At 52.0% G+C, this 24,576-nt stretch carries 24 protein-coding genes; 19 read left to right on the forward strand and 5 right to left on the reverse strand.

Annotated elements, in window-relative coordinates:
* The first annotated feature begins 35 nt into the window (after positions 1-35).
* From MKY12_RS12330 to MKY12_RS12345, 4 genes are read left to right on the forward strand one after another with little or no spacing between them, the layout of a single operon-like run.
* Positions 36-1,304, forward strand: coding sequence for an extracellular solute-binding protein (locus tag MKY12_RS12330; RefSeq protein WP_339256141.1), 1,269 nt, complete (start codon positions 36-38; stop codon positions 1,302-1,304).
* Positions 1,305-1,328: 24 nt separating this feature from the next.
* Positions 1,329-2,204 carry a sugar ABC transporter permease gene (locus tag MKY12_RS12335; RefSeq protein WP_036729248.1) on the forward strand — a complete coding sequence of 292 codons (876 nt, stop codon included), beginning with the start codon at positions 1,329-1,331 and terminating at the stop codon, positions 2,202-2,204.
* A gap of 10 nt (positions 2,205-2,214) precedes the next feature.
* A complete protein-coding gene (locus MKY12_RS12340) occupies positions 2,215-3,063 on the forward strand; it encodes a carbohydrate ABC transporter permease (RefSeq protein ID WP_339256143.1) in 849 nt (282 codons plus the stop codon).
* Positions 3,064-3,106: 43 nt separating this feature from the next.
* Positions 3,107-4,216, forward strand: coding sequence for a glycoside hydrolase family 172 protein (locus MKY12_RS12345; RefSeq protein ID WP_339256145.1), 1,110 nt, complete (start codon positions 3,107-3,109; stop codon positions 4,214-4,216).
* On the opposite strand, the gene MKY12_RS12350 is transcribed toward MKY12_RS12345, so the two are convergent.
* On the reverse strand, positions 4,209-4,406 hold the full coding sequence (locus tag MKY12_RS12350) for a hypothetical protein (RefSeq protein ID WP_339256147.1): 198 nt from the start codon (positions 4,404-4,406) through the stop codon (positions 4,209-4,211). The genes MKY12_RS12345 and MKY12_RS12350 overlap by 8 nt on opposite strands.
* On the opposite strand from MKY12_RS12350, the gene MKY12_RS12355 reads away from it, so the two are divergent.
* On the forward strand, positions 4,390-5,700 hold the full coding sequence (locus MKY12_RS12355; RefSeq protein WP_339256149.1) for an ABC transporter substrate-binding protein: 1,311 nt from the start codon (positions 4,390-4,392) through the stop codon (positions 5,698-5,700). The two genes, MKY12_RS12350 and MKY12_RS12355, sit on opposite strands and share 17 nt — an antisense overlap.
* Before the next feature lie 405 nt (positions 5,701-6,105).
* Here the strand turns inward: MKY12_RS12355 and MKY12_RS12360 are convergent, their stop codons facing one another.
* Positions 6,106-6,777 carry a tetratricopeptide repeat protein gene (locus MKY12_RS12360; RefSeq protein ID WP_339256151.1) on the reverse strand — a complete coding sequence of 224 codons (672 nt, stop codon included), beginning with the start codon at positions 6,775-6,777 and terminating at the stop codon, positions 6,106-6,108.
* A 292-nt stretch (positions 6,778-7,069) separates the two neighbouring features.
* Here MKY12_RS12360 and MKY12_RS12365 point away from each other — a divergent pair, with 292 nt between their 5' ends.
* The 3 genes from MKY12_RS12365 to MKY12_RS12375 all read left to right on the forward strand — a co-directional run bounded on the left by MKY12_RS12365 (position 7,070) and on the right by MKY12_RS12375 (position 8,841).
* Entirely contained in the window at positions 7,070-8,071 is a 1,002-nt protein-coding gene (locus tag MKY12_RS12365) for an aldo/keto reductase (RefSeq protein WP_339256153.1), read from the forward strand.
* 49 nt (positions 8,072-8,120) lie between these two features.
* Positions 8,121-8,483, forward strand: a complete 363-nt coding sequence (locus MKY12_RS12370; protein WP_339256154.1) for a hypothetical protein — start codon at positions 8,121-8,123, stop codon at positions 8,481-8,483.
* 199 nt (positions 8,484-8,682) lie between these two features.
* Positions 8,683-8,841, forward strand: a complete 159-nt coding sequence (locus MKY12_RS12375; RefSeq protein ID WP_209873214.1) for a hypothetical protein — start codon at positions 8,683-8,685, stop codon at positions 8,839-8,841.
* Positions 8,842-9,274: 433 nt separating this feature from the next.
* Here the strand turns inward: MKY12_RS12375 and MKY12_RS12380 are convergent, their stop codons facing one another.
* The 3 genes from MKY12_RS12380 to MKY12_RS12390 all read right to left on the reverse strand — a co-directional run bounded on the left by MKY12_RS12380 (position 9,275) and on the right by MKY12_RS12390 (position 11,062).
* Positions 9,275-9,580 (reverse strand): HNH endonuclease signature motif containing protein, encoded by a 306-nt coding sequence (locus MKY12_RS12380; RefSeq protein WP_339257452.1) that lies wholly within the window; start codon positions 9,578-9,580, stop codon positions 9,275-9,277.
* 3 nt (positions 9,581-9,583) lie between these two features.
* The gene (locus MKY12_RS12385) at positions 9,584-9,796 is read right to left on the reverse strand and encodes a hypothetical protein (RefSeq protein WP_209873220.1); all 213 of its coding nucleotides are present in this window, start codon (positions 9,794-9,796) and stop codon (positions 9,584-9,586) included.
* Between the two features lie 183 nt (positions 9,797-9,979).
* Positions 9,980-11,062, reverse strand: a complete 1,083-nt coding sequence (locus tag MKY12_RS12390; protein WP_339256157.1) for a thermonuclease family protein — start codon at positions 11,060-11,062, stop codon at positions 9,980-9,982.
* Positions 11,063-11,261: 199 nt separating this feature from the next.
* Here MKY12_RS12390 and MKY12_RS12395 point away from each other — a divergent pair, with 199 nt between their 5' ends.
* From MKY12_RS12395 to MKY12_RS12445, 11 genes are all read left to right on the forward strand, one after another.
* Entirely contained in the window at positions 11,262-12,623 is a 1,362-nt protein-coding gene (locus tag MKY12_RS12395) for an extracellular solute-binding protein (RefSeq protein WP_339256159.1), read from the forward strand.
* A gap of 99 nt (positions 12,624-12,722) precedes the next feature.
* Positions 12,723-13,676: a sugar ABC transporter permease gene (locus MKY12_RS12400; protein ID WP_036729218.1), complete on the forward strand. Its 954-nt coding sequence runs from the start codon at positions 12,723-12,725 to the stop codon at positions 13,674-13,676.
* Entirely contained in the window at positions 13,673-14,536 is an 864-nt protein-coding gene (locus MKY12_RS12405; RefSeq protein WP_339256161.1) for a carbohydrate ABC transporter permease, read from the forward strand. The genes MKY12_RS12400 and MKY12_RS12405 overlap by 4 nt, the downstream gene beginning before the upstream one ends.
* Before the next feature lie 187 nt (positions 14,537-14,723).
* Positions 14,724-16,451: a sensor histidine kinase gene (locus MKY12_RS12410; RefSeq protein ID WP_036729213.1), complete on the forward strand. Its 1,728-nt coding sequence runs from the start codon at positions 14,724-14,726 to the stop codon at positions 16,449-16,451.
* Between the two features lie 14 nt (positions 16,452-16,465).
* Positions 16,466-17,833: an extracellular solute-binding protein gene (locus MKY12_RS12415; RefSeq protein WP_339256164.1), complete on the forward strand. Its 1,368-nt coding sequence runs from the start codon at positions 16,466-16,468 to the stop codon at positions 17,831-17,833.
* A 17-nt stretch (positions 17,834-17,850) separates the two neighbouring features.
* Positions 17,851-19,446 (forward strand): response regulator, encoded by a 1,596-nt coding sequence (locus MKY12_RS12420; protein ID WP_339256166.1) that lies wholly within the window; start codon positions 17,851-17,853, stop codon positions 19,444-19,446.
* A gap of 181 nt (positions 19,447-19,627) precedes the next feature.
* Positions 19,628-19,792, forward strand: a complete 165-nt coding sequence (locus MKY12_RS12425) for a hypothetical protein (RefSeq protein ID WP_339313956.1) — start codon at positions 19,628-19,630, stop codon at positions 19,790-19,792.
* Positions 19,793-20,114: 322 nt separating this feature from the next.
* Positions 20,115-21,326 carry an MFS transporter gene (locus MKY12_RS12430; protein ID WP_339256168.1) on the forward strand — a complete coding sequence of 404 codons (1,212 nt, stop codon included), beginning with the start codon at positions 20,115-20,117 and terminating at the stop codon, positions 21,324-21,326.
* A gap of 116 nt (positions 21,327-21,442) precedes the next feature.
* On the forward strand, positions 21,443-22,510 hold the full coding sequence (locus MKY12_RS12435) for a fatty acid desaturase (RefSeq protein WP_036730133.1): 1,068 nt from the start codon (positions 21,443-21,445) through the stop codon (positions 22,508-22,510).
* A gap of 166 nt (positions 22,511-22,676) precedes the next feature.
* Positions 22,677-23,816, forward strand: a complete 1,140-nt coding sequence (locus MKY12_RS12440) for a sensor histidine kinase (protein WP_036729207.1) — start codon at positions 22,677-22,679, stop codon at positions 23,814-23,816.
* On the forward strand, positions 23,813-24,415 hold the full coding sequence (locus MKY12_RS12445) for a response regulator transcription factor (protein ID WP_036729204.1): 603 nt from the start codon (positions 23,813-23,815) through the stop codon (positions 24,413-24,415). The genes MKY12_RS12440 and MKY12_RS12445 overlap by 4 nt, the downstream gene beginning before the upstream one ends.
* Positions 24,416-24,576: the final 161 nt, after the last annotated feature.

The following is a 24,576-nucleotide window of genomic DNA, read 5'->3' on the forward strand; positions in this document are numbered from 1 at the left end:
AAGCGCTTACAAGATAAACGCAGGGAGGTTAAGGCATGAAAAAATGGTCTTCTCTACTGATGGCAGGCTCGCTGTCACTGGCAGTATTAACGGCCGGATGCTCGAACGGAGGCTCTAATGCAGGAAGCGGCGCGAACAGCGCGGATTCCGGTGCAGCAGGCGGCAAGGATGAAATTACGCTCTATACCATTCAATCCACCAACCCGAATTTTCAGGCCTGGCTGGAGGAAGCGCAGGAGAAAAGCGGGGTCAAAATCAACTGGGTCGCCGCGCCGACCGATTCGGATACCCGCCAGCAGAAGATTTCCACGATTCTTTCTTCCGGGGACAGTACGGTGGACATTCTGGAAGTCAATGACGAAATGGCTACGTCTTTCAAAAACGCCGGTTGGCTGGACCCGCTGCAGGATACGGTGCTGACAGAGGATATTATGAAGCAGCTTCCGCAGGGCTACATGAAGGATATGCTGACCTCCGCTAAAGGCGATGTGCTCGGCGTGCCAAGCTATACAGGGTATCTCGGACTGTGGATCGACCAGAAGAAGCTGGATGCGGCCGGGATGACCTCGATCGAAACCAAGGAGGATTTTGAAAAGTTCCTGAAGGCTTCGACCAAGGACGGGCAGTACGGGTACGGCGGCTCCTGGGAAAAGACTTACGTCTTCAACGAAATTGCCACCTTCGTCAATTTGTTCGGGGGCGACTACTACGATTGGACCAATGAGAACAGCCGGGAGGCGGTCAAGTTCATGTATGACATGGCCAACACGTGGAAGGTAACGCCGGTCGATCAGATCGCGGACAAATATGAGCAGATGAACCAGAAGTTTATCGACGGCAAATACGCCTCAGTGTTCATGTGGGGGACAGGTACGGATTATAAGCAGGCGAACCGGTATGGTCCCGACCAAATCCATATGGTCAATATGCCTAAGTTTGCGAAACGCAGCATTTTCACGGATTCCTGGAGCTATGTGCTGAATTCGGCTTCCAAAAACAAAGCGGCGGCGATCAAATTTCTGAAGTACGCAGCCAGCGAGGACGGCGAGTTGAACAGCTGGAAGAATTTTGACCGCTACCCGGCCAGAGCAGATGTTGCTGCAAACGAAGCCGTGACCGGCGATATTAAGGACATCTATACAGAAATTCAGTCCACTAATGAGGTTCACGGACGCCCTATGCTGCCGCAGACAATGGAGTTCATCGCCGAGATGGGCACGCTGTTCCAGAACTATATTCAGGATAAAATCACGCTGGACGAATTCTGCCAAAAAGCGCAGGATGCGGTTGAACGTTACCAGTAATGCCGCAGGAAAGGGGCGCTGTCCATGTATGCCAGCCGAAAATACTGGGTGATAGCGTGGATGCTAGTGCTCCCCGCGCTGATCATCCGGGTGTTCACCACGATCTATCCCATCATTGAAACGTTCCGCATCAGCCTGTATGATGTCAAGCTGCTGCGGGGGATTCACGAGTTCGTTGGCTTCGATAATTTTATTCAGTTGTTTCAGGATTCCAAGGTAATCACTTCTATTGAATTTACAGCTATATTCGTTGCAGGCTCCATGCTCGGCCACATCGTGCTCGGCATTGCGCTGGCGCTGATTCTCAACATGAAATTCGCCGGGCAAAAGGTGCTGCGGACGATAGTGCTGCTGCCCTGGGCTATGCCTATGGTGGTCATCGCTATGGCCTCGAAGTGGGCGTTCAATAACGAGTACGGGCTGATTAACGATTTTGTCCGCTGGTTTAACCCTGGCTTTACGCTGGACTGGCTGATCCATACGAATACGGCGCGTTTTGCGGTTATTGCCGTTGATCTGTGGAAGGATCTGCCCTTCTTCGCCATTCTGGTGTTGGCCGGACTGCAGTTTATATCTTCGGAAATGTATGAAGCGGCTAAAATCGACGGGGCAGGCCCGGTCCGTTCCTTCTTCAGCATCACCCTGCCGCTGCTGTCACGCAACATTCTGATGCTGAGCATTTTCTTCACCATGTGGCGGATTACGTCCTTTGATGTCGTGTATGCGATGACGAGCGGGGGACCCGGAGAGAGCACGGCACTGATCGCCTACCGGGTAACGACCGAGGCATTTACGAATCTCAACACGGGCTATGCTGCCGCCATTGCGGTCGTACTGTTTCTGGTCATGGCCTTGCTCAGCGGGCTCAGCATGTCGGCCGCCAAGCGCGTAGATTACTAAGGAGCGATGTATGATGACCACTCACAACCACAGACCGCTGCCGCTCACCCTGCTCATGTGGGGACTGGCGCTGATCGTTGCCTTTCTGATTCTGTTTCCGCTCTGGTGGATTTTTATTTCGTCTATTACCCCGGCGGGGGAGCTGTTCTCGAAACCAATTAAATACTGGCCGGACCATCCGACACTTGCCAGCTACCGCTACCTGATTGAGAACGTGGGACTGCTGCCGAAAATCTGGGATACTGCCATTATCGTCGGGCTGTCGATTCTGATCGGGATGATCGTGTCCGTGATGGCTGCCTTCAGCTTCGCCCGGTTCCGCACCAGGGGGCTTGCCATTGCCACCGGCTTCCTGCTGGCCTCCATGCTGATTCCCGATGTCGTCACCGCCCGGCCGCTGTACGATTTCCTGCGCAGCGTGCATCTGTACGATACGCATACCGGACTGATTATTTTGTATATCAGCGGCATTCTTCCGTTCACCATTCTGATTCTGCAAAACTATCTGAACGATATCCCGGTTTCGATCGAGGAGTCGGCGGCGATTGACGGCTGCGGATTTGTCCAGTCACTGATTTACGTTACCGTTCCGCTGCTCCGTCCGGCGCTGGCGACGGTCTGCATCGTCAACTTTATTACCTGCCTGAATAACTTCTTCACGCCGCTGTTCTACTCCAATGGAATCTCGGTGCTGTCCACGGCCATTACGCAATTGCCACTAAGAGACAATATGTACGCCGTGCCGTGGGATCTGGTCAGCGCGATGGGCTGGATCATTATTTTGCCGATTATCGTGTTCGTAGCGATCTTCCAGAGACAGATTATGGAGGGAATTATGGCCGGCGGAGTTAAGGGCTGATTAGCTGATGATTAGAAAAAGAAAATGAGAGGAGTCTGTTACTATGGTTGAACATCCGTTTCTGGGAGGGCTGTCGGCGCTTCCCCTGCTCAAAGCCGGCCGCAGCCGGGCCGTTAACGCAGAGAATCCGAAAGGGGAGAAAGGTAAGGGAGGTATGGCGGCCAGCCATCTCGGCCCTTCCCGCAAAGGCTCGCCCTGCATCCGGGATGTTGCGCCTGGAGCCACTGCCCTGCTGGCCGAAATTGATGGCCCGGGCATTATTGAACATATCTGGATTACCGTCACTGACCGGACGGAAGCGGACACCTTTGTCTTACGGGACCTGGTGCTGCGCATGTATTGGGACGATGAGACAGAGCCTTCCGTGGAAAGTCCACTCGGGGATTTCTTCTGCAACGGCTTCGGGAGGGGCTGCACCGTCAATTCCCAGGCGATGGTCGTCAATCCGACACGGGGCTTCAACTGCTACTTCCCGATGCCGTTCCGGCGTAAGGCGAGAATTGAAATTGAGAACCAGCATGAAGCCAAGGTTCCGGCTCTTTTTTATCAGGTCGATTACTGCCTGCATGATGAACTGCCAGAAGAGACCGCCTATTTTCACGCCCAGTGGAGACGGCAGCGGATCACGAGCAAAGCGGAGGATTACGTTATTCTGGACCATGTGAAGGGCCGCGGACAGTACGTGGGAACCTATATCGCGCTGACGACGCTGGAGCGGTATTGGTGGGGGGAAGGCGAACTGAAGATGTACATCGACGGAGACGATGAATATCCGACGATCTGCGGCACGGGGATGGAGGATTATTTCGGGGGCGCTTGGAGCTTTGCAACACAGCAGAACGGCAGGACCGTGGAGAACACGTACTGTACGCCTTACATGGGCTACCCGTATTATTCCGCTCACGATGAGGAGGTTCATAATTTCTATCATAACGACGACGCGCCGCCGATGCGCGGGTTCTACCGCTGGCATATTCTGGACCCGATCCGGTTCCATGAGGATTTTAAAGTGACGGTACAGCAGATTGGAGTCTATAAAAAAGGCCTGTTCGAGCGTCAAGACGATGTGGCCTCGGTTGCCTACTGGTACCAGACGGAGCCGCACCAGCCGTTCGGGCCGCTGGCGTCCAAGGAAGAGCGTTGGCCTAGATAAGGCGCAGGCCGAGATAAAGCGCAGGTAAATATTTCTTCGTATCTTCCCGCTGGGAATGGCGTTTATACTGGTTGTAAAGCCAGCCAGCTTGCGGCGAAGGGGGAGACGATGCGATGAGATCCAGGCGGGCGATGATGAGATCCAGACGAGAGATAATGAGTTCCAGGCAGGTGATGTTAATCGCAGTCATGCTCCTGCTCACTGTTGCAGTGACGGCCTGCGGGGGAAGAAACGGCGTCGTCTATGAGTCAGATGCCGGGAGAACTCAGGTGGAAGATGCCGGGAACTCCGGGCGGCCGCTGAAAATCTTCAACTTCAAGGTGGAGATGGCGGAGCAATTGAATGCGCTGACGCAGCAGTATCAGGATGAAACCGGCGTACCTATTGAGCTCGACACCTGCGGCGGGGGCTGTGATTACAGCGCGGAGCTGAAGACGAGGTTTAACTCCGGCGACAAGCCCGATCTGTTCTTCGTGGCCGGGTATACGGATCTTGATCTGTGGGAGGAGTACCTGGAGGATCTGAGCAGTGAACCGTGGGCGGAGGAGATACAGGAGCTGGCCAGACCCGCCACAATGAAGGACGGGCGGATCTACGGGATGCCGCTTGCTATGGAAGGCTGGGGGTTTATTTACAACAAGACCCTGTTCCGCAAGGCGGGCATTGAAACCCCGCCGGTGACGCTCAGCGGGCTGAGAGCAGCGGCGGAGCAGCTTCAAGCGGCCGGCATCCGGCCGTTCGAGAACGGCTATGCGGAATGGTGGGTACTCGGTAATCACCTGCTGAATACTGCCTTTGCTCTGCAGCCTGATCCGGCCGATTTTATTGATGAGGTCAGCAGCGGCAGTGCCAAGCTGACCGGTAACAGCATATTTGACAGCTGGCTGGATCTGATTGACCTCACGCTGGAGTATGGCCAGGAGGCACCGCTGCAGACGGATTATTATACCCAGGTGATGCATTTTGCCGACGGTCAGGCAGCGATGATGCAGCAGGGGAGCTGGACACAGCTGCAGCTGGACAAGCTGGCTCCGGGTCTGGACATCGGCTTCCTGCCCATGCCGGTGAACGATGACCGCGCGGGGATGGATAAGCTTCAGATCGGGGTGGCGAATTATTGGGTCGTGCTGAAGAACTCGGTGATGAAGGAGGAGGCCAAGGCGTTCTTGCGCTGGCTGGCCAGCTCTGAAGCTGGCAAGAAGTTCGTCGTGGACGATGCTCGGCTGATTCCCGCTCTTAAGAGCATACCGGTCCCGGAAGGCCGATTAGGACCACTCGCTGACGACATTATGTCGTACATGAAGGCCGGCAAGACACTTCCCTGGCTATGGCAGCGCTACCCGGGATACGAGGCAACCACCTCGCAGATGAGTGTGCAGATGCAGGCTTACATCGGCGGCCAGATCGGCCGCGAGAAGCTGTTGGCTGAATTCCAGCGGATCTGGGATTCGGCGCGGGGGGTTACAGCAACATCCCCGGAGTGATTTGAAGCGGGATAATAATACAATAGACGCTGCTGCGATGAAGTGTGGCTCACATGCTCCATTGCCATTCACAGTTATAGAGAAATCCTGCAAAAAGTGCAACAATGCTGCTCCATAGAAGCGCTCTATGCGGAAATCCTGCACAAAATGCAACAAATCCAGCACTAACTTACTCTAACCGCCGGAAATCCTGCAAAAGATGCAACATTGCTCCCTAGCCAGTAACATTTACAGAGAAATCCTGCAAAAAATGCAACAATGCAACTCCTTACAAGCGACTGGTGAGAGAGAGAAACTTCAGAACGTATGTGAAAACCAAATACCCGTAAAATAGCATAATAGCCTCCGGTTTCCATAATACACTTGGACCGGAGGCTATTTGTGCTGGAAATATAGCGAAGATACCTAACGCAGCTTCGCAAAATAACTGCGCAGCGCCCAGCCGCGTTCCTGGCGTTTCTTGTATTTGGGCAAGGAACGGTAGACGGCAAGCGATTCCTCAAAAGCGCGCTTGGCATCGTCTGTCCGGCCCAGTGTCTTGTACATGGAGCCGGCCAGATAATAGGCTTCGCTGGAGGAGGTCTGGATCTCCTGGAATTGGCTCACATAATGGAGCGCCTTGTCCTGGTCGATATGCCGGAAGGTCTCGGCCAGACGGAGGTAAGGCTGTCCATATTGGGCTCTGCGGTTGATCTCAAGGCCTTGAAGCATCTGGGCTTCGCCTTCGGCAAGCTGGCCCAGCTTGAGGTTGGCGTATCCGAGCTCCACCCAGTATTCAGCCGAGGTCTCATAACGGTCGGCGATGGCCGTCAGCAGCTCCTTGGCCTCGCTGTAGCGCTTGCGCTCAATCAGCAGCCGGGCCAGATCGAATTTGGCGGTGACATCGTTCGGGTTCTGGGCAATGGCTGTCCGCAGCCTGGACATCTGGCGGCTGCGGCGGAAAGGCTTGGAGAAGCTGGGTAGAATGCCGACATAACGGCGGTCTACGAAATATAGAACGACGAGCAGAATGATCAGGGCCAGAAAGGGATTGCCGAGCAGACGGTACAGCAGCAGGAAACCTAGAATTTTAATCATGAATATGAATTCCCTCCATTACTTTTGTGGTTCATTTGTGTTTCCTGCAAATTGGATACGAATAGGCAGGGTAATTATACCATATCAACCTTTTTAGAGGCCACGATAAAAGAGACTGGGGGCCGGTTATCCAGTTTCAGTGATCCATAAGCCCCCAGCTCCTGCCTGCACTGCTGTCATTGACAGGCTGCTGCCGAAGTCATAAGCTTTGTGTACAGTCAGATTGTCTCATCGCTAGATTAGCTCTTATATAACAGTGTATTCAACTAACACTTGGAAAGAAGGATGAACCGTGGAGACATTGGCAAGCAAGGTCCAGCTGCGTCCTCTGGGACGCTCTGAGCTATCGGTATCGCCGCTTGGCCTGGGCTGCTGGCAGTTCAGCCGGGGAAGCGGAATCGTAGGCCGCTACTGGAGCAATATCACAGACGCGGATATTCTGGATATCGTACGGGTCAGCCTGGAAGGCGGCATGAACTGGGTGGATACCGCAGAAATCTATGGTGGAGGCAAATCGGAGGAAGCATTGGCTCATGTGCTGGATCAGCTTCAGCAGGAAGGCAGCCCGCATGCGGCTCCGCTGATTGCCACCAAATGGTGGCCGATGCTGCGGACAGCGCGCTCGATTACCTCCACGATTGATCAGCGGATTGCTTGCCTGGGAGGCAGAGGCATTGATCTGTACCAGATCCACCAGCCGTTCTCCTTATCCTCGATTGCCAGTGAGATGAAAGCAATGGCGGGACTGGTACAGGCCGGCAAAATCAGGTATGTCGGGGTAAGCAATTACTCAGCTAAGCAGATGGTGGAAGCGCACCGTATCTTGCAGACCTACGAACTTACCCTGGTCTCCAATCAGGTGAAATACAATCTGCTGCACCGCAGCATCGATCAGAACGGCATCATTGCTGCGGCCAAGGAGCTGGGTATCTCGATCATCGCCTATTCCCCGCTTCAGCAGGGCATCCTGACCGGTCGCTTCCACAATGATCCTTCTCAGGTGGCAGCTGTCTCGCGGTCCCGGCGGATGATGTCCGGCCTGGACGATAAAAGCCTGGCGCGCAGCAAGCCGCTGATCACCTCCCTAACCGCACTGGCTGACAAATACGGATGTACACCGGGACAGATTGCGCTCAATTGGCTGATTTATTATCATGGCGACACCGTAGTTGCGATTCCCGGCGCTTCCAAGGTCCGTCATGCCCGGGAGAATATCGGCACCATGACCTTCCGGCTGGAGCCGGAGGAGCTGGAGCTGCTGAATGAGGCCTCCTGGGCTGCCTTGAAGAAGTAACCCGGCATTCGGGCAGCTCTTCATTAACTCAAACGGGGAGTGAACTGGAATGAATCAGAAATGCTGGGTTGTCTTACAATATCCCTTGAAAAGCATTAAAGGGAGCCAGCGCGATGAATGGTTGAGGGATAAAGTAACGGAATATCTGAATGTACACTTGGCTGATGCTGAACTCGGCTATGTAGACGGGGCTGAGATGGGCAAAACGGTATCAGACCCGCAGCAATTTGTACTTAATATCTTTTGTGTCATTACGGATGAACAACGGGGTATAGCTCTGATCAAAAAAGTATTAAGAGAGTATAGGCTTGATTATACCCGGATCAAACTGGCCACGATGCCCTTTGAGGGCGGAGGAACCTATACGCTGAAATATGCCGCTAAGAAAGGCGTGACTGATTTTTCGTTATAGCCATTATTTAGTCGGGTTGATGAATGAATAGGATGATACTCAGCAGCGGACCCGGACTTTGGTTTTCAAGTCCGGGTCCGCTATTTCCATTTTTCTGAGATAAAACTGTTTAGGACTGGAAAGAGCGGTTTATATAAGGGTTAAGATGCTTCGCACTCACGCAAATAAGGTGAAGATTATGGAAGGAGGTTGAACTTCAATGAGTATGAGCGTACATAACCTTATGGCTTTTAATCATCAGTTTTTTAGACCTCAGCCCGTTGTCCATCCCAAAGCGCAGAGACAGGAAGACAAAGTCCAGAGCTTTCAGGAGGTCCTTAACGAGAAGTTGAGCAGCTATGGCGACATGAAGAAATAAGCAAGCAATAGAGCCGCAGAACTATTTTATGCAGAAGACATCGCAGCAAATCATAGAACCTTCAGCAAAAGCAGCAAAAAGGTGCCTCCCGGAACTCGGAAGGCACCTTTTTGCTGCTTAAGAAATTATTATCAGGAGTATATCAGATTTCACCGGTTAAGGCTGAATGTATGCTAAAAACAAAATACAATCGGCTGGTATAAGGCATATGGTCAGAATGTATGTGAAAAACAGCATACATTGTGCTCGCACGCAGGTCATCCTAAGCCTCTGCTAGGATGCCTTGTTAAGAACAGAATGTCTATGTTTCACGCTGTACATTATCCTTGTATTTCTCGCGAAAACGGTACCGCCCTTAGAAGGGCGGCAAAGCTTTTTCCAGTTGCTGCGCTTTGCACCTCAGAGCACCAGCATCATCCTGCCATCCGGCAGATTAACGTTTGCTTCGAACGCGCTTTGATTTACGCAGCTTGGGTTCGGAGCCCGGCGCCTGCCGCATGATCCATTTCAGATAAGCGGCAATCTGCGGGTCGCTGCGCAGTCCCTCCAGTGTCGTAAGACCAAGAACAACGAGATCGCTGTTGGTATACAAGGCATGAATCTGCCGGTGGCAAGCCTTGCACAGAAGGGCAGTCGGGAGCAGACTGCCGCCTTTCTCGCGGGGAATCAGATGATGAACGGTAGTTGCAAGAGGAGAACGGCCGCACAGCTCACACGTGTCCAAGGCCCGGGCATTCATCACTTAAGGCCGGACTTCAAAGAATTCACAGCGGCTGCGCGAGTAATACGTTAAATCACTGACCCGCGACTGAATCACAACATCCGAATCCGTGAACCGCACTATAGTAGCGCCGGAATTCACCAGATGGTCATCCTGGAAGACGCGGACGGGCAGCTTGCGGTCAATCGCTTCCTGCAGATCCTGGTCAGTGAGTAGTGGTCGGTTGATGGGCATGGAATAAATCTCCTTTAGATAGGGATAACTGCTGCTTCAGCAATTATATCATTTGATAAATTTTAGTTCGACCTATGAAGGAACTGAATGCTAATAATATTGCGATTGTAGATTTGATTAAAATTGATGATGTGATACGAGAAGTACATAACAAAACCCCGGATAGTTATTCCGGGGTTAAATCTATTCACACGCTACTCCGTCACCATCTTTATCAAGCTTTCTAGAGTATCCAGGCTCTCCGGCATAGATCGGCGCAGCACCGGCTGCTCTCACGGCAGAACAGTTCTTGTAGTAAACATCTTGAACTGGTTGCGGGGTTGCTTTTGGTTTCGGTTTTTTAGTAGTTGCAGGTTTTTGAGTTTTAGCTGGAACAGGTTTTTTAGTAGCGGTAGGCTTCGGTGTGGCTGTGGGCTTAGGTGACGGTTTAACTGTGGCAGTTGGCTGGATAGTAGCTTTAGCCACAACGGTATCATCATATCCTTTATCAGTTGCGTAATCTTTTAAGCTCCATATCCCTAATTTTGCTGCTTGAGCTTTTTTCTGGATAGACCTGAACTGATCAACATTTTTCACATTCGGCTGAAAGACAGCGACTCGTGCAAGACCTTTCTCCAGCAGCAATTCATTTACCATTTTATCATCGATATAGGCGTAAGCAAGGAGACGGCCGTACTGGTCGCGTTCGGATACATCGAATTCAAGTCTGACTGTATTATCCGTAAGCAACTTTGTTATAAACGCACTCGCCTCTGGCCCGAAGGGCTGTACAGGTTTTGTTTCAGGAGTGTCGATTAGAAGGAGCCGCACCTTTTCAGACTTTCCGTCTAATTTGACTGTAAAGGTATCACCATCAGTAACAGCGGTGACCTTTGCTTCAATGGCATTTGCATTCATAGACAAGCTGGCAAGTTCAGCATTCTTCTGAGTTGTTTCAGATTTAAGTACATAAGTGTCAAGAACTTCCGTGTGGTCATCAGTCTTATTAGTAGCTTGTTCCAAGGGAGAGGCTTTTGGAATTGCAATCACGAACAAAATAAAAAATATAATAAACATAACAGCAGAATACTTGGTAATTGTTTTTCGATTTCCCCAGCGAACAATGGTCGGCTTAAACATTCCAACGAACCAAAAAATAATTACAGCAAGTGATGCAAGAAGAAAGTTCATCCCTAAGGCTTCTCTCAAGGACATGCCTGTAAAAATAGCAATTTCTAATAAAGCGATGATTCCGATGGAAATCAGAAGCTTTTTTGATCTAAACATTAAAATCCCCCTTTGTACGTCTACCTTTTAAACTATCGGTAATTTACAATGATTTGTAAATACTGTAAGGATAAAAACTCTCCTAATTTAGAATCGTAAGTATTTCCACCATAAATCGGCAATATGCCTCCTCAAAAAAAACAGTGGCCTACGGTACACTGAATCTTGTAAAAGAAACCTTTGAGAGGGGTACAGAGGAATGAAAAAAACAAAGAACCTGGCGCTGGCGCTGGTCTCCATCATGCTCATGAGCTCACTTGCGGCGTGCGGAGGAAGTAACAACGGCGGCAACAAGGCTGCCGAAGGGAATTCAGGTAACAAGGGAGAAAGTACAGCAGCACCCGCAGCTGAAGGAGACAAGACAGAGCCAGCAGAGAAGGTCGAACTGTCGTTCTGGACGCTGGGCAACGTGAACTATGAAGAGCTGGCGGCTGCCTACACTAAGGAACACCCTAACGTAACCATTAAAATTCAGAATACCGGTGACCAGACGGCTCACCACAACAATCTGACCACAGCACTCTCGGCGGGTTCAGGCGCACCTGATATTTTCCAGCTTGAGATCGGTTTCATGGAACGCTTCCTGGGAGCCCAGGACAAATTCTACAACCTGAATGACCTCGGAGCCAAAGACATCCAGGCCAACTATCTCGACTGGAAATGGAAGCAGGCTTCCTCCATCGACGGCAGCTTCCAGCTTGGACTTCCGACGGATATCGGCCCTACAGTAGTCTACTACCGTACTGACCTGGCTGAAGCCGCCGGCTTGCCGGCCGATCCTGAGGGCTTCGGCGCAGCCATCGATACATGGGACAAATTCGCTACGGTAGCGAAAGCGTTCAAAGACAAGACAGGCAAGTATTTCTCCGACTTGACCGACCTGACGTACAATGCGCTTCGTGACCAGTCGGCGGACGAGATCTATTTCAGCAAAGCAGACGGCAGCTTCATCGGCGATACCAATCCGCAAGTGAAGAAAGCGTATGACTTTACCGTTAAAGGCATTCAAGAGGGCTGGATCAGCAATGTCATGCTCTGGTCGCCTGAATGGGGCCAAGGCATGAACGATGGATCGTTCGCTGTCGTGATGGGTCCGGCCTGGATGGCCGGCAATATCAAGAGCAACGCACCGGACTCCTCCGGCAAATGGAGAATTGCCCAGCTTCCTGAGGGCGCCGGCAACTGGGGCGGTTCGTTCATCACGCTGCCGAAGGAAGGCAAGCACTCCAAGGAAGCCTATGATTTCATCCAGTGGCTCGTGAACAAGGATAACCAGCTGGAATCCTTCAAGACCAAAGGCCTGATGCCTTCTATCCCTGCACTGTACGAAGATCCTGCGTTCGTGGATTTCAAGGATGACTTCTTCGGCGGACAGCAGACGGCGGTGGAATTCGGCAAAGCGGCTAACCGCGTGAAGCCGGTATACTACGGACCGCTGCATGACCAGACCGATACCTTCTTCAAGAATGCACTGAAGAACGTGCTGGAGAAGAAAGCCGATCCGGCCAAAGAGTGGGACGATGCTGTCAAACAGTCAAAAACGCTTGCAGAACGCGGCTAACCTGTAATATGCGGGGAACAGACTTCCCCAAATGTCCGGATTCACGGAGTAATCTCTCTGTGAATCCGGATTTAGATATGAATTCTCTGGAGGTGTGACATGGCTGAGCCCGTAATTACGAGTCCGCATGCCGAGAGCAAACGACCTTTCTTCACTGAACAAAGACGGAGCCGCATCACTGCGTATACTTTCATTTCACCGTTCTTTATTCTGTTCTCGATATTCGGACTATATCCAATTTTCTTCACATTCTATTTATCGTTCTTCAAGTGGGATGCCTTAGGTCCAATGAAATACGTCGGCTTCAAAAACTTCGAGCTGATCACCACGGACCCGACCTTCTGGATCTCCTTCAGCAACACGCTGATTATGGGGCTGATGGGTACTGTGCCGCAGGTTATGCTGGCGCTGCTTCTGGCGGTGCTGCTGCATTCGGGGATGACCCGATTCAAGAAGACCTTCCGCATCCTCTATTTCATGCCGAATATCACTTCGATCGTGGCGGTTACACTGGTATTCAGTACGCTGTTCGGTAATAACGGGATGATCAACTGGCTGCTTAACGGAATCGGGTTAGAGAGCATGGCCTTCAACTCCGGCTGGTGGGGGGTCAAAATTGCCATCTCCACGATGGTCATGTGGCGCTGGACGGGCTACAATGCGATCCTGTTCCTCTCGGGCCTGCAGAGTATTCCGATGGATCTGTACGAATCGGCCAAAATCGACGGGGCTAACCGCAGACAGCAGCTTTTCTTCATTACACTGCCCCTGCTTAAGCCGTTCATTATCTTCGTATCCCTGCAATCCACCATTGGTGCGCTGCAGCTCTTCACAGAGCCTTATGTCTTCCTCGGCCAATCCGGCACCGGATCTACCCGGCAGGAAGGGATTACGATGGTTACTTATTTGTACAGTGAGGCCTTCCGGAACGGCTTCTTCGGTACAGCGGCGGCTACAGCGGTTCTGCTGTTCCTCGTTACGATTCTGTTCTCTGTCCTCAATATGCTGATCTCCAGAGGCGGCGGCAGACAGACTGGAGGGAAAAAAGCGTGAGCACACTGCGTATGTTCAGAAAAAAACCGGATGATCTCGGCTTCCTCGGCAAGCTGGGCTTCTATCTTCTGCTGATTCTCGGAGCACTGGTCTCCATCTTCCCGTTCTATTGGATGTTTGTGGTCGGGACCAATGACAAGGGAGCCGTGTTCCACGTACCGCCGCTGCTCACCATCGGAGACCAGTTCTTCGAGAACTTCAAGCGGGTGCTGGACAAATCGGACTTCTTCCAGGCGCTTGGCAACTCGCTGTTCGTCTCGTCCATGGTGACGGTCTCGGTCGTGTTCTTCTGTACGCTGGCCGGGTATGCTTTTGCCAAATATGAATTCCCCGGTAAAAACGTGCTGTTCGTATTCGTTATTGCCACCCTGATCGTTCCCCAGCAGCTCGGCGTACTGCCAACCTATGTCATTATGGCCAAGCTTCACTGGATCGACAGCTTCAAAGCGCTGATTGTTCCGGCTATGGTCAATGCCTTCGGCATCTTCTGGATGCGGCAGTACATCTCCTCGGCCGTGCCTACCGAGCTGATTGAAGCCGGACGTATTGACGGAGGAGGCCACTTCCGGATTTTCTGGAGGATTGCCGTTCCGGTCATTACACCCGCGATGGCTACCCTGGGTATTCTGAATTTCATGACGGTATGGAATGACTTCTTCTGGCCGCTTGTGGTCTTGAAGAACAAGGAGCATTTCACGATTCAGATTGCATTGCAGCAGCTGTTCACTACACGTGACGGTCTTGATTACGGGATGATTATGTCCGCTACGTTCACGGCCACGCTGCCGCTGCTGGTTGTCTTCCTGCTGTTCAGCCGCTGGGTCATTGCCGGACTGACTTCAGGTGCCATCAAGAGTTAACTGTCTGTCTATTCAATAAGTAAGAGGATTTACAGAATGCTGTGAAGAATAATAATCAAGTGGAAACGGTTTTGCCGTCCTTTTGAAGGACGGCATTCGTTTCAGCGAGAAATAGAAGGATAAGTTATCGTGTGAAACCTATGAATTCTTCTATTTGGACAGAGACCGCAGGAGGAAGGGACCCGTCATGAAGCTCCGCCGCAAAATCTTGTTCGCTATTATTCTTCTTGTATTCATTCCCGTGATTGTCATGGGGATTGTGACGTATGTGAATTATTCGAATGCTATGGAGAAGAAATCAAGTAATTTCTACTGGATCTCCCTGCTGGAGACGGACCGCAAGCTGAAGTTCGCCCTCAGTGAGATTTCATCGATCACCAATTCAGCTATTACGCAGCCTGCGATCCAGCAGTCGCTGAAGCAGCAGAATTTTGTCCTCACCTATGACCGCAAGCAGGAAATCAACAACCTGCTGATTAACCATCCGATGATCACCTCGTTCAGCCTGTACGGGAAAGACCGGCTGCTGTACCAATACAATGCGCCGATGTCTTTTGCGGATATGCACAAGCAGGTCTGGTTCGGAGCCATGGAGGCTGCCGAAGGGCGTCCTGTCTGGTCCGGTCCCGGAGAGAACGGCTCGGCCAGCGGCGATAAGCCGGTGCTGGTCCATGCCAGAGTGATTAAGGACTATTATTCGCTGGAGGATATCGGCTATCTGGTTGTATATGTGAAGCCGGATCTGCTTGATCAGATTTTCTGGGAGGCTGCGACCCTGAAGAAAGGGGATATCCTGCTGGTCAACAAGCAGGGCAATATCGTCTTTAACAAGTCCGGGGAGCATATCGGGGAACGGACGGATTTTCCTTTTTTGCAGGAGAATTATAACCAGGAGCAGGACTATTACATTGACAATTATCAAGGGGAGCGGTCACTGATCACTTTCCTGCCTTCACATAACGCGGACTGGTATCTGGCGGCCATTACGCCGATGAACCTGATCTCCTCTGAATCGGTCTCCATCCGCAATATTGCGATTATTCTCGGCATGGTGTCGCTGCTGTCGGCCTTCCTGTTCGACCGTTATTTCATCCGCAGGCTTGTCCGCAGCATTAACAGCGCCGTGAACGGCATGAAGCGGGTCAAGCAGGGGATCTTCACCCCGATTCCGGTACCGCTGCGGGCCAATGATGAGAGCGATTCCCTGATTGACGGCTTCAACCGGATGAGCTCGCAGATCAATGAGCTGATTGACCAGGTCCAGACCGAGCAGGGACGCAAAAAGGAAGCGGAGATGCAGGCGCTGATGGCCCAGATCAACCCGCATTTCATCTATAATTCACTGGAATCGATCAACTCCATGGCGGTGTTGGCAGGCAACCGGGATATCAGCAAAATGGTCATCTCGCTCGGCCGGCTGCTGCGGATCAGCATCAGCCAGAATCAGGAGCTGATCCCGCTGCAGATGGAGTTCGAGCATGTCCGCCATTACTTGGATATCCAGAAGTTCCGGTTCGAGGACAAATTCTCCTATGAGCTGGACTTGCCGGAGCCGCTGAAATACGTGATGACCCAGAAGCTGATTGTTCAGCCGATTGTGGAGAACGCTTTGTATCATGCCATTGAGCAGATGGAGGAGCACGGGACCATTACAGTCACCGCCCAGGAGAACGGCAAGGATATTATCATTATTGTGAAGGATAACGGGCCGGGCTTCGATCTTGAGGTGCTGATGAGCCAGTGGAACAAGGAGCGGAGCAATCCCAAGAAATACAGCGACAGCGGGGTTGGGCTGAAAAATGTGCATGAGCGCCTGAACATCCGGTTCGGCAATCCCTATGGCATTCTGGTCTGCTCCTCACCGGGCTTCGGATCAGCCATCTGCATCCGGATTCCGAGGATACAGCCGTCATGAGAGGGAGAAGCCAAATGAAAGATCAGCGACATGTGCTCCGATGGTTGACCAACTGGGGATGGATTCTCCTCTATATTGTGCTGATGTCCGGCGCCGTATGGTTCATTATGCAGGAGGACCGGGAGCAGATTGAGGATACTTCGCCCGAGAAGATCACATTGACCTTCCGGCATTTCTGGATCAAGGAGCATGACCGGCCGCTGCTGGCGATCTTCGAGGAGGTTGTGCGCAGCTACCAGGAGAGCCATCCGAATGTGAAGGTGAACTTCGAGGGGCTGGACCAGAATATCCACCGGGAGCAGAAGCTGAAGAGTGAGATGGTAACCGGCACACCGCCCGATATGTTCGTCCTGTTCGGCGGAGCGGAGATCGAGCCCTACGTGCGTTCAGCCCGGCTGATGGATCTGACCGATTTCACTGCCCAGAACGGTCTCAGCAACCAGTTCAAGGATCTGCATCTCTGGACGTTCAACAATCATATCTACGGACTGCCTATCGAGGGCAATGCGGAACCGCTCTATTACAATAAAAAAATCTTCACCAAGCTAGGCATTAACACTCCGGCTACGTTGGCCGAGCTGGATACGGTGATGGCGAAGCTGAAGGCAGCGGGGTATATCCCGTTTGCGCTGGGGAATGAAGACCGCTGGCCTGCGGGGATATTCGCCCATTATCTGATGGACCGCTACGCCGGACCGGAGTTGATTCAGAAGCTGGTTACTGGCGAGGATATGTCGAGCTTCCAGAACAGTGGCTACCTGGAAGCGTTCCGGCATCTGAACAGATGGGTGAAGGCAGGCTATTTCAGTGAGGACTCTAATGATACCTCCACCGAGGGTGCGGTCCGTCTGTTCACTGAAGGCAGGGCAGCCATGTATCTGAACGGCAACTGGGATATCAATTTATTCTCGGGGGACAATGCCCCGGACGATTTCCAGAGCCGGGTTGGAGTCATTTCCTTCCCCGCGCGGGAGGCCGGCACAGAGCCGTCTATCGCCGGAGGGTATACGATTGGCATCGGGCTGTCTTCGAGCCTCACCGGAGCGAAGCGGACAGCGGCACTTGAATTGATGAAGGGCTTCTATACGAAAGAGATTCAGACGCGGATTGTCTATGAGGGTCTCCGAATTCCGTCGATGCGGATTGCATTTGACCCGGAGAAGACCGGACCGGTCTTTGCCCAGGTGATGGATATGATGGAGGAGAATGAGCAGAGCTTCGTCCCGTATGACAATCTGTTATCGCCTGAAGTGAAGAAGACCTTCCTTAGTGTCATCGAGGAGATGATTGACGGAGGGCTGCAGGCGGAGCAGGCCTTGCAGCAGCTGCAGGATGCGTCCAAGCAGTATTGGAATCTGATCCGGAGTTCTTCGGGTCAATAAGCCTGGGGGTGTAAGTGATGAAGGAGCAGCAGGAGAAATATAAGGTACTGCTCGTAGATGATGAGCCGATTATACTGCGCAGCCTGAAGGTTGCGATTCCATGGGATGAGCTGGGCCTGAGCATTGTGGGGGAAGCGAAGAACGGGGAGGCCGCCTTGCAGCAGATTCAGCAGACCGCACCACACATCATTATCAGCGACATCCGTATGCCGGTGATTGACGGGATCACGCTGATGAAGGAGGTTCTGCCGCGCAGCGCCAAGCTGATCTTCATTTTCATCAGCGGCTACGGGGAATTCGAATATGCCAGGGAGGCCCTGCGGCTGGGGGCCTTTGATTACTTGCTGAAGCCGATTGACCATGACGAGCTGGTGGAGATGCTTAAGCGGGCCAGGGAGCGCCTGGACCGCCAGAAGGAGAATGAGCAGCTAATGCTCTCAGTGCAGACCCTGTCGCTGCTGGCCCGCGAGCGCATGCTGGCCGAATTCACGCTGGGCAATCCGCGGCCGCTGCAGCACCTTGCGTGGCTGGAGAACAGCGAGCTGGAGGGAGAATACTTCATGGCCGTGGTCCGTCTGGACGACTACGCGGCCTTGACGGCGAAATGGAGCGCCGAGGAGAAGCGTCTGTGGCTGTTTGCCGTGCGCAATATCCTGGAGGAGTGGTCGCTTACGAACGGGGCATTGTCTATCTTCCCGTTCTATAACGGAGAATGGATTCTGCTCTTCCCGGCCAGCCTGAATGATGGTAAGCGGGAACTCGGGGAGCAGCTTATAGCCGGAATCAAGCGCTACTCCAAGCTGAACTGCTCTGTCGGCATCAGCAGAAGCACCAGCGGGATTGATCAGCTTAGCACGGTATACCCGTTAGCCTCCCAGGCGCTGTACCAGCGCTTCTATTCCGGTCAGGCCGGTGTCTTCCTGGAAGAGGAGACAGCAGCGGCAGGCAACCGGGAGGTGCAGTATCCGAAGGAGCTGGAGCTGTCGCTGCTTGAGAGCATCCGTACTCTGAATATGGAACGTATGCTGACTCTTTTTGACGAGATGTCCGTATTCATTGAAGCCCAGAGCTTGCCCCAGCCGCTGGCGGAGCGCCTGATGATTGAGATGAGTGTGGTGCTATACCGGCAATTCGAACATCTGAATACGCATAATGACTGGTCCATTGAAGGGCTGTTCAGCAAGCTGAACGGACTGGGCACGTTGCCGGACATGATGAATGTCCTGAAGACCACCTTCCGCGACTGGCTGGAGCAGAGTCATAAGACCGCAGCCCGGGAGGACGGACGGAGCATCATTGAGAAGGTCCAGCGGTACATTGAATCCAATTACCATAAGGATCTAAGCATCGAGGAGGTATCCGAGGTGGCCGATCTCAGCATCAGCCATTTCTGCACCCTGTTCAAGCAAATCTCCGGCTACACGTTCCTCGAATTCGTCACCCACTGCCGGATGGAGAACGCCAAATACATTCTGCGCAGCAGCAATGTGAAAGTGTATCAGGTCGCACCGCTGGTCGGTTATCAGGACCCGAGATACTTCACCCAGGTATTCAAAAAAGCGACCGGCAAGACGCCCACAGAGTACCGTGAGGAGCATGTGAAGCAGGCTTAGCAGACCGGCAGGCAAGAAGCTGAGTAAACGCAGGATATACATAAAGGCCGGATAAGGAATCGGCCTAAGAGTCTGAGCAACTAAGAATCTAAGCACCTAAGCGACTAAGCACCTAAGCTAGTGGGTGCTTTTTTTGTCGTTCAAGGCGTTAATGCTGATTAATTTGCTACATCCTTGAAGAGTGGGATTAATCAAGAAATCTGGTGACGGGCAGCGGCCGGAAGTCCAAATGCTCACCGCAGTGACGGCGAAGCTTCAAGTTCAAAACTTAAGTGCGTCTTATATAAGTGGAAAAACTCCAACTCTTTCAGCCGAAATCTTTGGAACCGGTGAAGCAGTTGGATAAACGACACTTACTGGAAGCGAAATTGGAGCTTTAGCGGAATGGGGTCGAATTAGATGACAAAAATCCACTTAATCTTCTTGCGGAAAGAAAAACGGATTTATTAAGTGTATAAAATCCAACTAAGGTGGCGAACAGGGGCTGCTTTTCGTTCATCATTACTGCTTCTGTATTGGAACGATTAATCATGCTACTATAAGTAATCAATAGACGAATTATAATATTATCCTTAAATATATAGACAAATAAATAAAACATCTATATATTAATATACAGATTAGATGTTTATCTATTTAGTCTATTTTGAATGATGGAGGATGTTAACGTGTTAAGTAACAAGTATGTACGGACGATTATGCTGTCAAATGTGCTATTGCAGCTCGGGGTATGGGTGCGGAATTTTGCGATTCTGCTGTATGTGACGGAGATTACGCAGAATGATCCTTATTATGTCTCGCTCATTTCGGTGGCTGAATACGGCCCGCTGTTTCTGTTCGCCATCATCGGGGGAACCTTCGCAGACCGCTGGCGTCCCAAACGGACCATGATCGTAAGCGATCTGTTGTCCGCGTGCTCAATCTTTGTTGTATTGCTGGTGGTCATGTCAGGCTCATGGCACGCCCTGTTGTTTGCAACAATGGTGTCGGCCGTCTTGTCCCAGTTCTCACAGCCTTCAGCGATGAAGCTGCTTAAGCAGCATGTGCCTGAAGAGCAGCTGCAGAGTGTAATGGCCATGTTTCAGTCGCTTACAGCCTTCTTCATGGTCATTGGTCCGGTGATCGGCACCTTCATCTATAGTCATTACGGCATTGAGGCCTCACTTGCTGTGATGGGCGGGATGTTCATCGGCTCGGCACTCATTCTGGTCAAGCTGCCCGCTGACCGGATGGAGGAGACCGGACAGGCCCGCAGCGGGTTCCTGGCGGAGATGATATCCGGACTGAATTATGTGCGTGCAAGCCGGGTACTGAAGAACCTTGGAGTAACGTTTGCCTTCGCCGGGCTTGCCGCCGGACTGGTTCAGCCGCTGGGTGTCTTCATCATTATGGAGAATCTGGGCAGAGACAAAGGCTTCCTGCAGTGGGTGATGATGGCGAATGGAGCGGCGATGCTGCTGGGTGGAATGTTTATTATGAGTAAAGGCAAAACTATGAAGCCGCAGACAATGTTATCCCTAGGCCTGCTGATCAGTGCGGCAGGAACGGTAGGGGTAGGCTGGTCGCATCACACAGCGCTCACGCTGGTGCTCCAGACGGTTAGCGGATTCTTTTACCCTTGTATTCATATCGGTATCAATACCCTGCTGCTCCGTCACACAGAGACTGCTTATATGGGCAGGGTGGGCGGCATTATGGGGCCGATGTTCATGGGCTTCATGGTGATAGGAATGTCTGTAGCCGGCTACGCCAAAGGCACGCTCTCCCTATCTGCAGTCTTCACCGGGAGCGGCATACTGTTCCTGATTGCGGTGCTGATTCTGCTGCCGCTGCTCAGAACGAAGGAGGCGGGCAGACAAGCACTCCAGAGCCGACTATGACATTTGTCATACATCAGAGTTGATATTTATGACTTACGGGGATGACACTTCTTTCTTTATACTGGAAATATAAGAAGTATCCTTGAATGGATGCATCCGAGGAGGAACCGATCCCGATGACCAACAACCAGATACCCCAGCTCTCTACATTGAAGAAAAGCGTAGCCCCTTACGAGAAAACAGACCTCAACACGAGCATAAAACAGCTCATTAATACGCTTGGGCCGCTAGTGCTATTATGGACCGCCGCTTACTTAAGCTTATCCGTGTCCTACTGGCTGACGCTGCTGTTCGCTATTCCGGCTGCCGGCTTTGTCATCCGCACCTTTATTATTTTTCATGACTGCTGTCATGGGTCGTTCTTCAAGAACCGCAAGGCCAATGATATTGTCGGCACCATCACCGGTGTGCTTACCCTGGTCCCTTACCGCCAGTGGAAGCACAGTCATTCGATTCATCACGCCGGAAGCAGCAATCTCGACAAAAGAGGCATCGGGGATATCTGGATCATGACGGTGGATGAATATGTGGCTGCTAAGCCGCTCCAGCGGCTCTATTACCGGATCTACCGTAACCCGCTGGTAATGTTCGTCATCGGACCGATTGCCGTATTCCTCATCCAGTACCGGTTCAATGCCAAAGGGGCAAGACGCAAGGAACGGATGAATACGTACCTGACCAATGTATCTATTGTGGGTCTATATACTGGAATCATTCTGCTCATAGGCTGGCAGGCGTTCCTGCTGGTACAGCTGCCGATTGTGTTCGTGTCCGGCTTCCTCGGCATCTGGCTGTTCTATGTACAGCACCAGTTCGAACATACTTACTTCGAGCATGATGAAGAGTGGAGCTACGTGAACGCCGCTGTAGAAGGAAGCTCTTACTATAAGCTGCCGAAGCTGCTACAATGGATTACCGGCAATATCGGATTTCACCATGTGCATCACTTGAGTCCGAAGGTGCCGAATTATAATCTGGAATTGGCTCACAATGCCAGCCCGCCTTTGCAAAAGGCAACCACCATTACACTCAGCACCAGTCTCGAAGCGCTGAAATACCGTCTTTGGGATGAAGAGCATAAGGTCTTTCTCAGCTTCAAGCAGTTGAAGCAGCGGTTGCGTAAGAGTGAGCCTGCCGTGAAAGAGGGGCTGAAGGTAATCAAACCGGGGTTCCAGAGCGAATAGAAGCGGTAACATGATAACATGCAGAAAGACAGATCCGGGGAGCAGGATGCCGGGTCTGGTCTTTCTTTTTAGAATACACACAGGTTGTTTCGAAGGAAGTTGCCGGTCGGAGGCTGGTTTATGTTAAAATGGGGGTATAAACTTGCTGGCAAAAAGGATGGCTAACATGCAGAAGTGGCATCATATTTTTCATAAAAGTACGGGACTGAGCCCTTATGTATGGGTTGTTTTTTACATTCTTCCGTTCTATTTTATCTTCCGATCCTCCTCCGCGGACCGCTGGGTGTATGGCATCCTGATGATTATGGTCTTCTTCGCCTGCTACGTGCTGTCGTTTAAGTCCAGGGGCTGGGTGGTCTATTTCTGGACCAGTGTGCAGATGATAGTTTCTGTTACGATGACGCTGCTGTTCGGGTACATGTACTTTGCGCTGTTTCTGGCTTTTTTTATCGGGAATATTCAGAAAAGAGCGGCCTTCTTCACCCTCTATCCGATCCATCTGCTGACGACGATTGTAGCCATTAACTATGAGCTGATTATGCGCAATCCCGTATTCCTCTCGCAGCTGCCGTTCGTGTTGGTCAGTATCATTGCTGTGGTGCTGCTTCCGGTCACAACCTATAACCGCAATAGGCAGGATAAGCTGGAGGAACAGCTGGAGGATGCCAACAAACGGATCTCCGAGCTGGGCATCATGGAAGAGCGTCAGCGGATCTCCCGGGATCTGCATGATACGCTGGGACAACGCCTGTCACTGATCGGACTCAAGAGTGACCTGGCCGGCAAGCTGATCACCAAGAATCCGGAACAGGCCATGATCGAAATTAACGATGTCCGTGTAACCGCCCGCAGCGCGCTTAAGGAAGTCCGGGAGATGATCACACAGATGCGGGGCATCCGGGTTGAAGATGAGCTGGTGCGCATCCGGCAATTCCTCCAGGCGGCGGAGATCGGTTATATACTGGAGGGTGATCCCGTTCTGACCAATACCTCGCTGATTACCGAGAATGTACTGAGCATGTGCATGAAGGAGGCGGTAACCAACGTGGTGAAGCATAGCGGCGCCTCGCTGTGCCGGATACAGATTGAATCTTCACGGACCGATCTGGTCATCAAGGTGAAGGACAACGGCGGAGGGATTGAGGGGACCAAGCTGTATCATAAGGGGCATGGTCTGCAGGGAATGCGGGAGCGGCTTGAGTTCGTGAATGGTTCGATGGAAGTGATCCAGGATGAAGGAACTACACTAGTGATTAAGGTGCCGAATGCGTCGCAGCAGCCGGACATGGAGGTGAACGCGCAATGATATCAATCGTGATAGCCGAAGACCAGCGGATGCTGCTGGGAGCACTGTCGGCGCTGCTGGACCTGGAGGAAGACATGCAGGTAGTCGGCAAGGCGGGCAACGGGGAAGAGGCTGTGAAGCTGGTGAAGCAGCTGCAGCCGGATATCTGTATTATGGATATTGAAATGCCGGCTATGACGGGCCTGGAAGCGGCAGAAGCCCTGAAGGGGGCAGGCTGCAAAATCATGATTCTGACCACATTTGCCCGGGCAGGGTACTTCGAGCGTGCGGTCAAGGCCGGAGTGGATGCCTATCTGCTTAAGGATAGTCCCAGCGAGGAGCTGGCGCTGTCGATCCGCAGTGTCATGGACGGCAAACGGATGTACGCGCCGGAGCTGATGGATGAAGCCTACAGCAAGGAAGCGAATCCGCTGACCGAGCGCGAGAAGGAAGTGCTGGGGCTGATCGCCGACGGCAAGAATACGAAGGAGATCGCCAGCCAGCTCTATATCACCACGGGTACGGTCCGCAACTATATCTCGGTCATTCTGGACAAGCTGGATGTGGGCAACCGGATTGAGGCGATTACGCGGTTTAAGGAGAAGGGCTGGTTCAAATAAAATATCCCTGCGGGGAAGCAGGAACGGCAGCTGTCTTTTAGGAGGGCTGGCCGTTTTTTTGTTCGACTTTTGTTCGATTATAGAGTTTACATAAACCGCTTAGAACGGAGCTTGACCAGAAGCGAATCTAGGACCTATCACCCATTTTTCATCTGAAAGCG

This window comes from Paenibacillus sp. FSL M7-0896 (assembly GCF_037975415.1).
In the GTDB taxonomy this organism is placed as follows: Bacteria; Bacillota; Bacilli; order Paenibacillales; family Paenibacillaceae; genus Paenibacillus_AQ; species Paenibacillus_AQ silagei.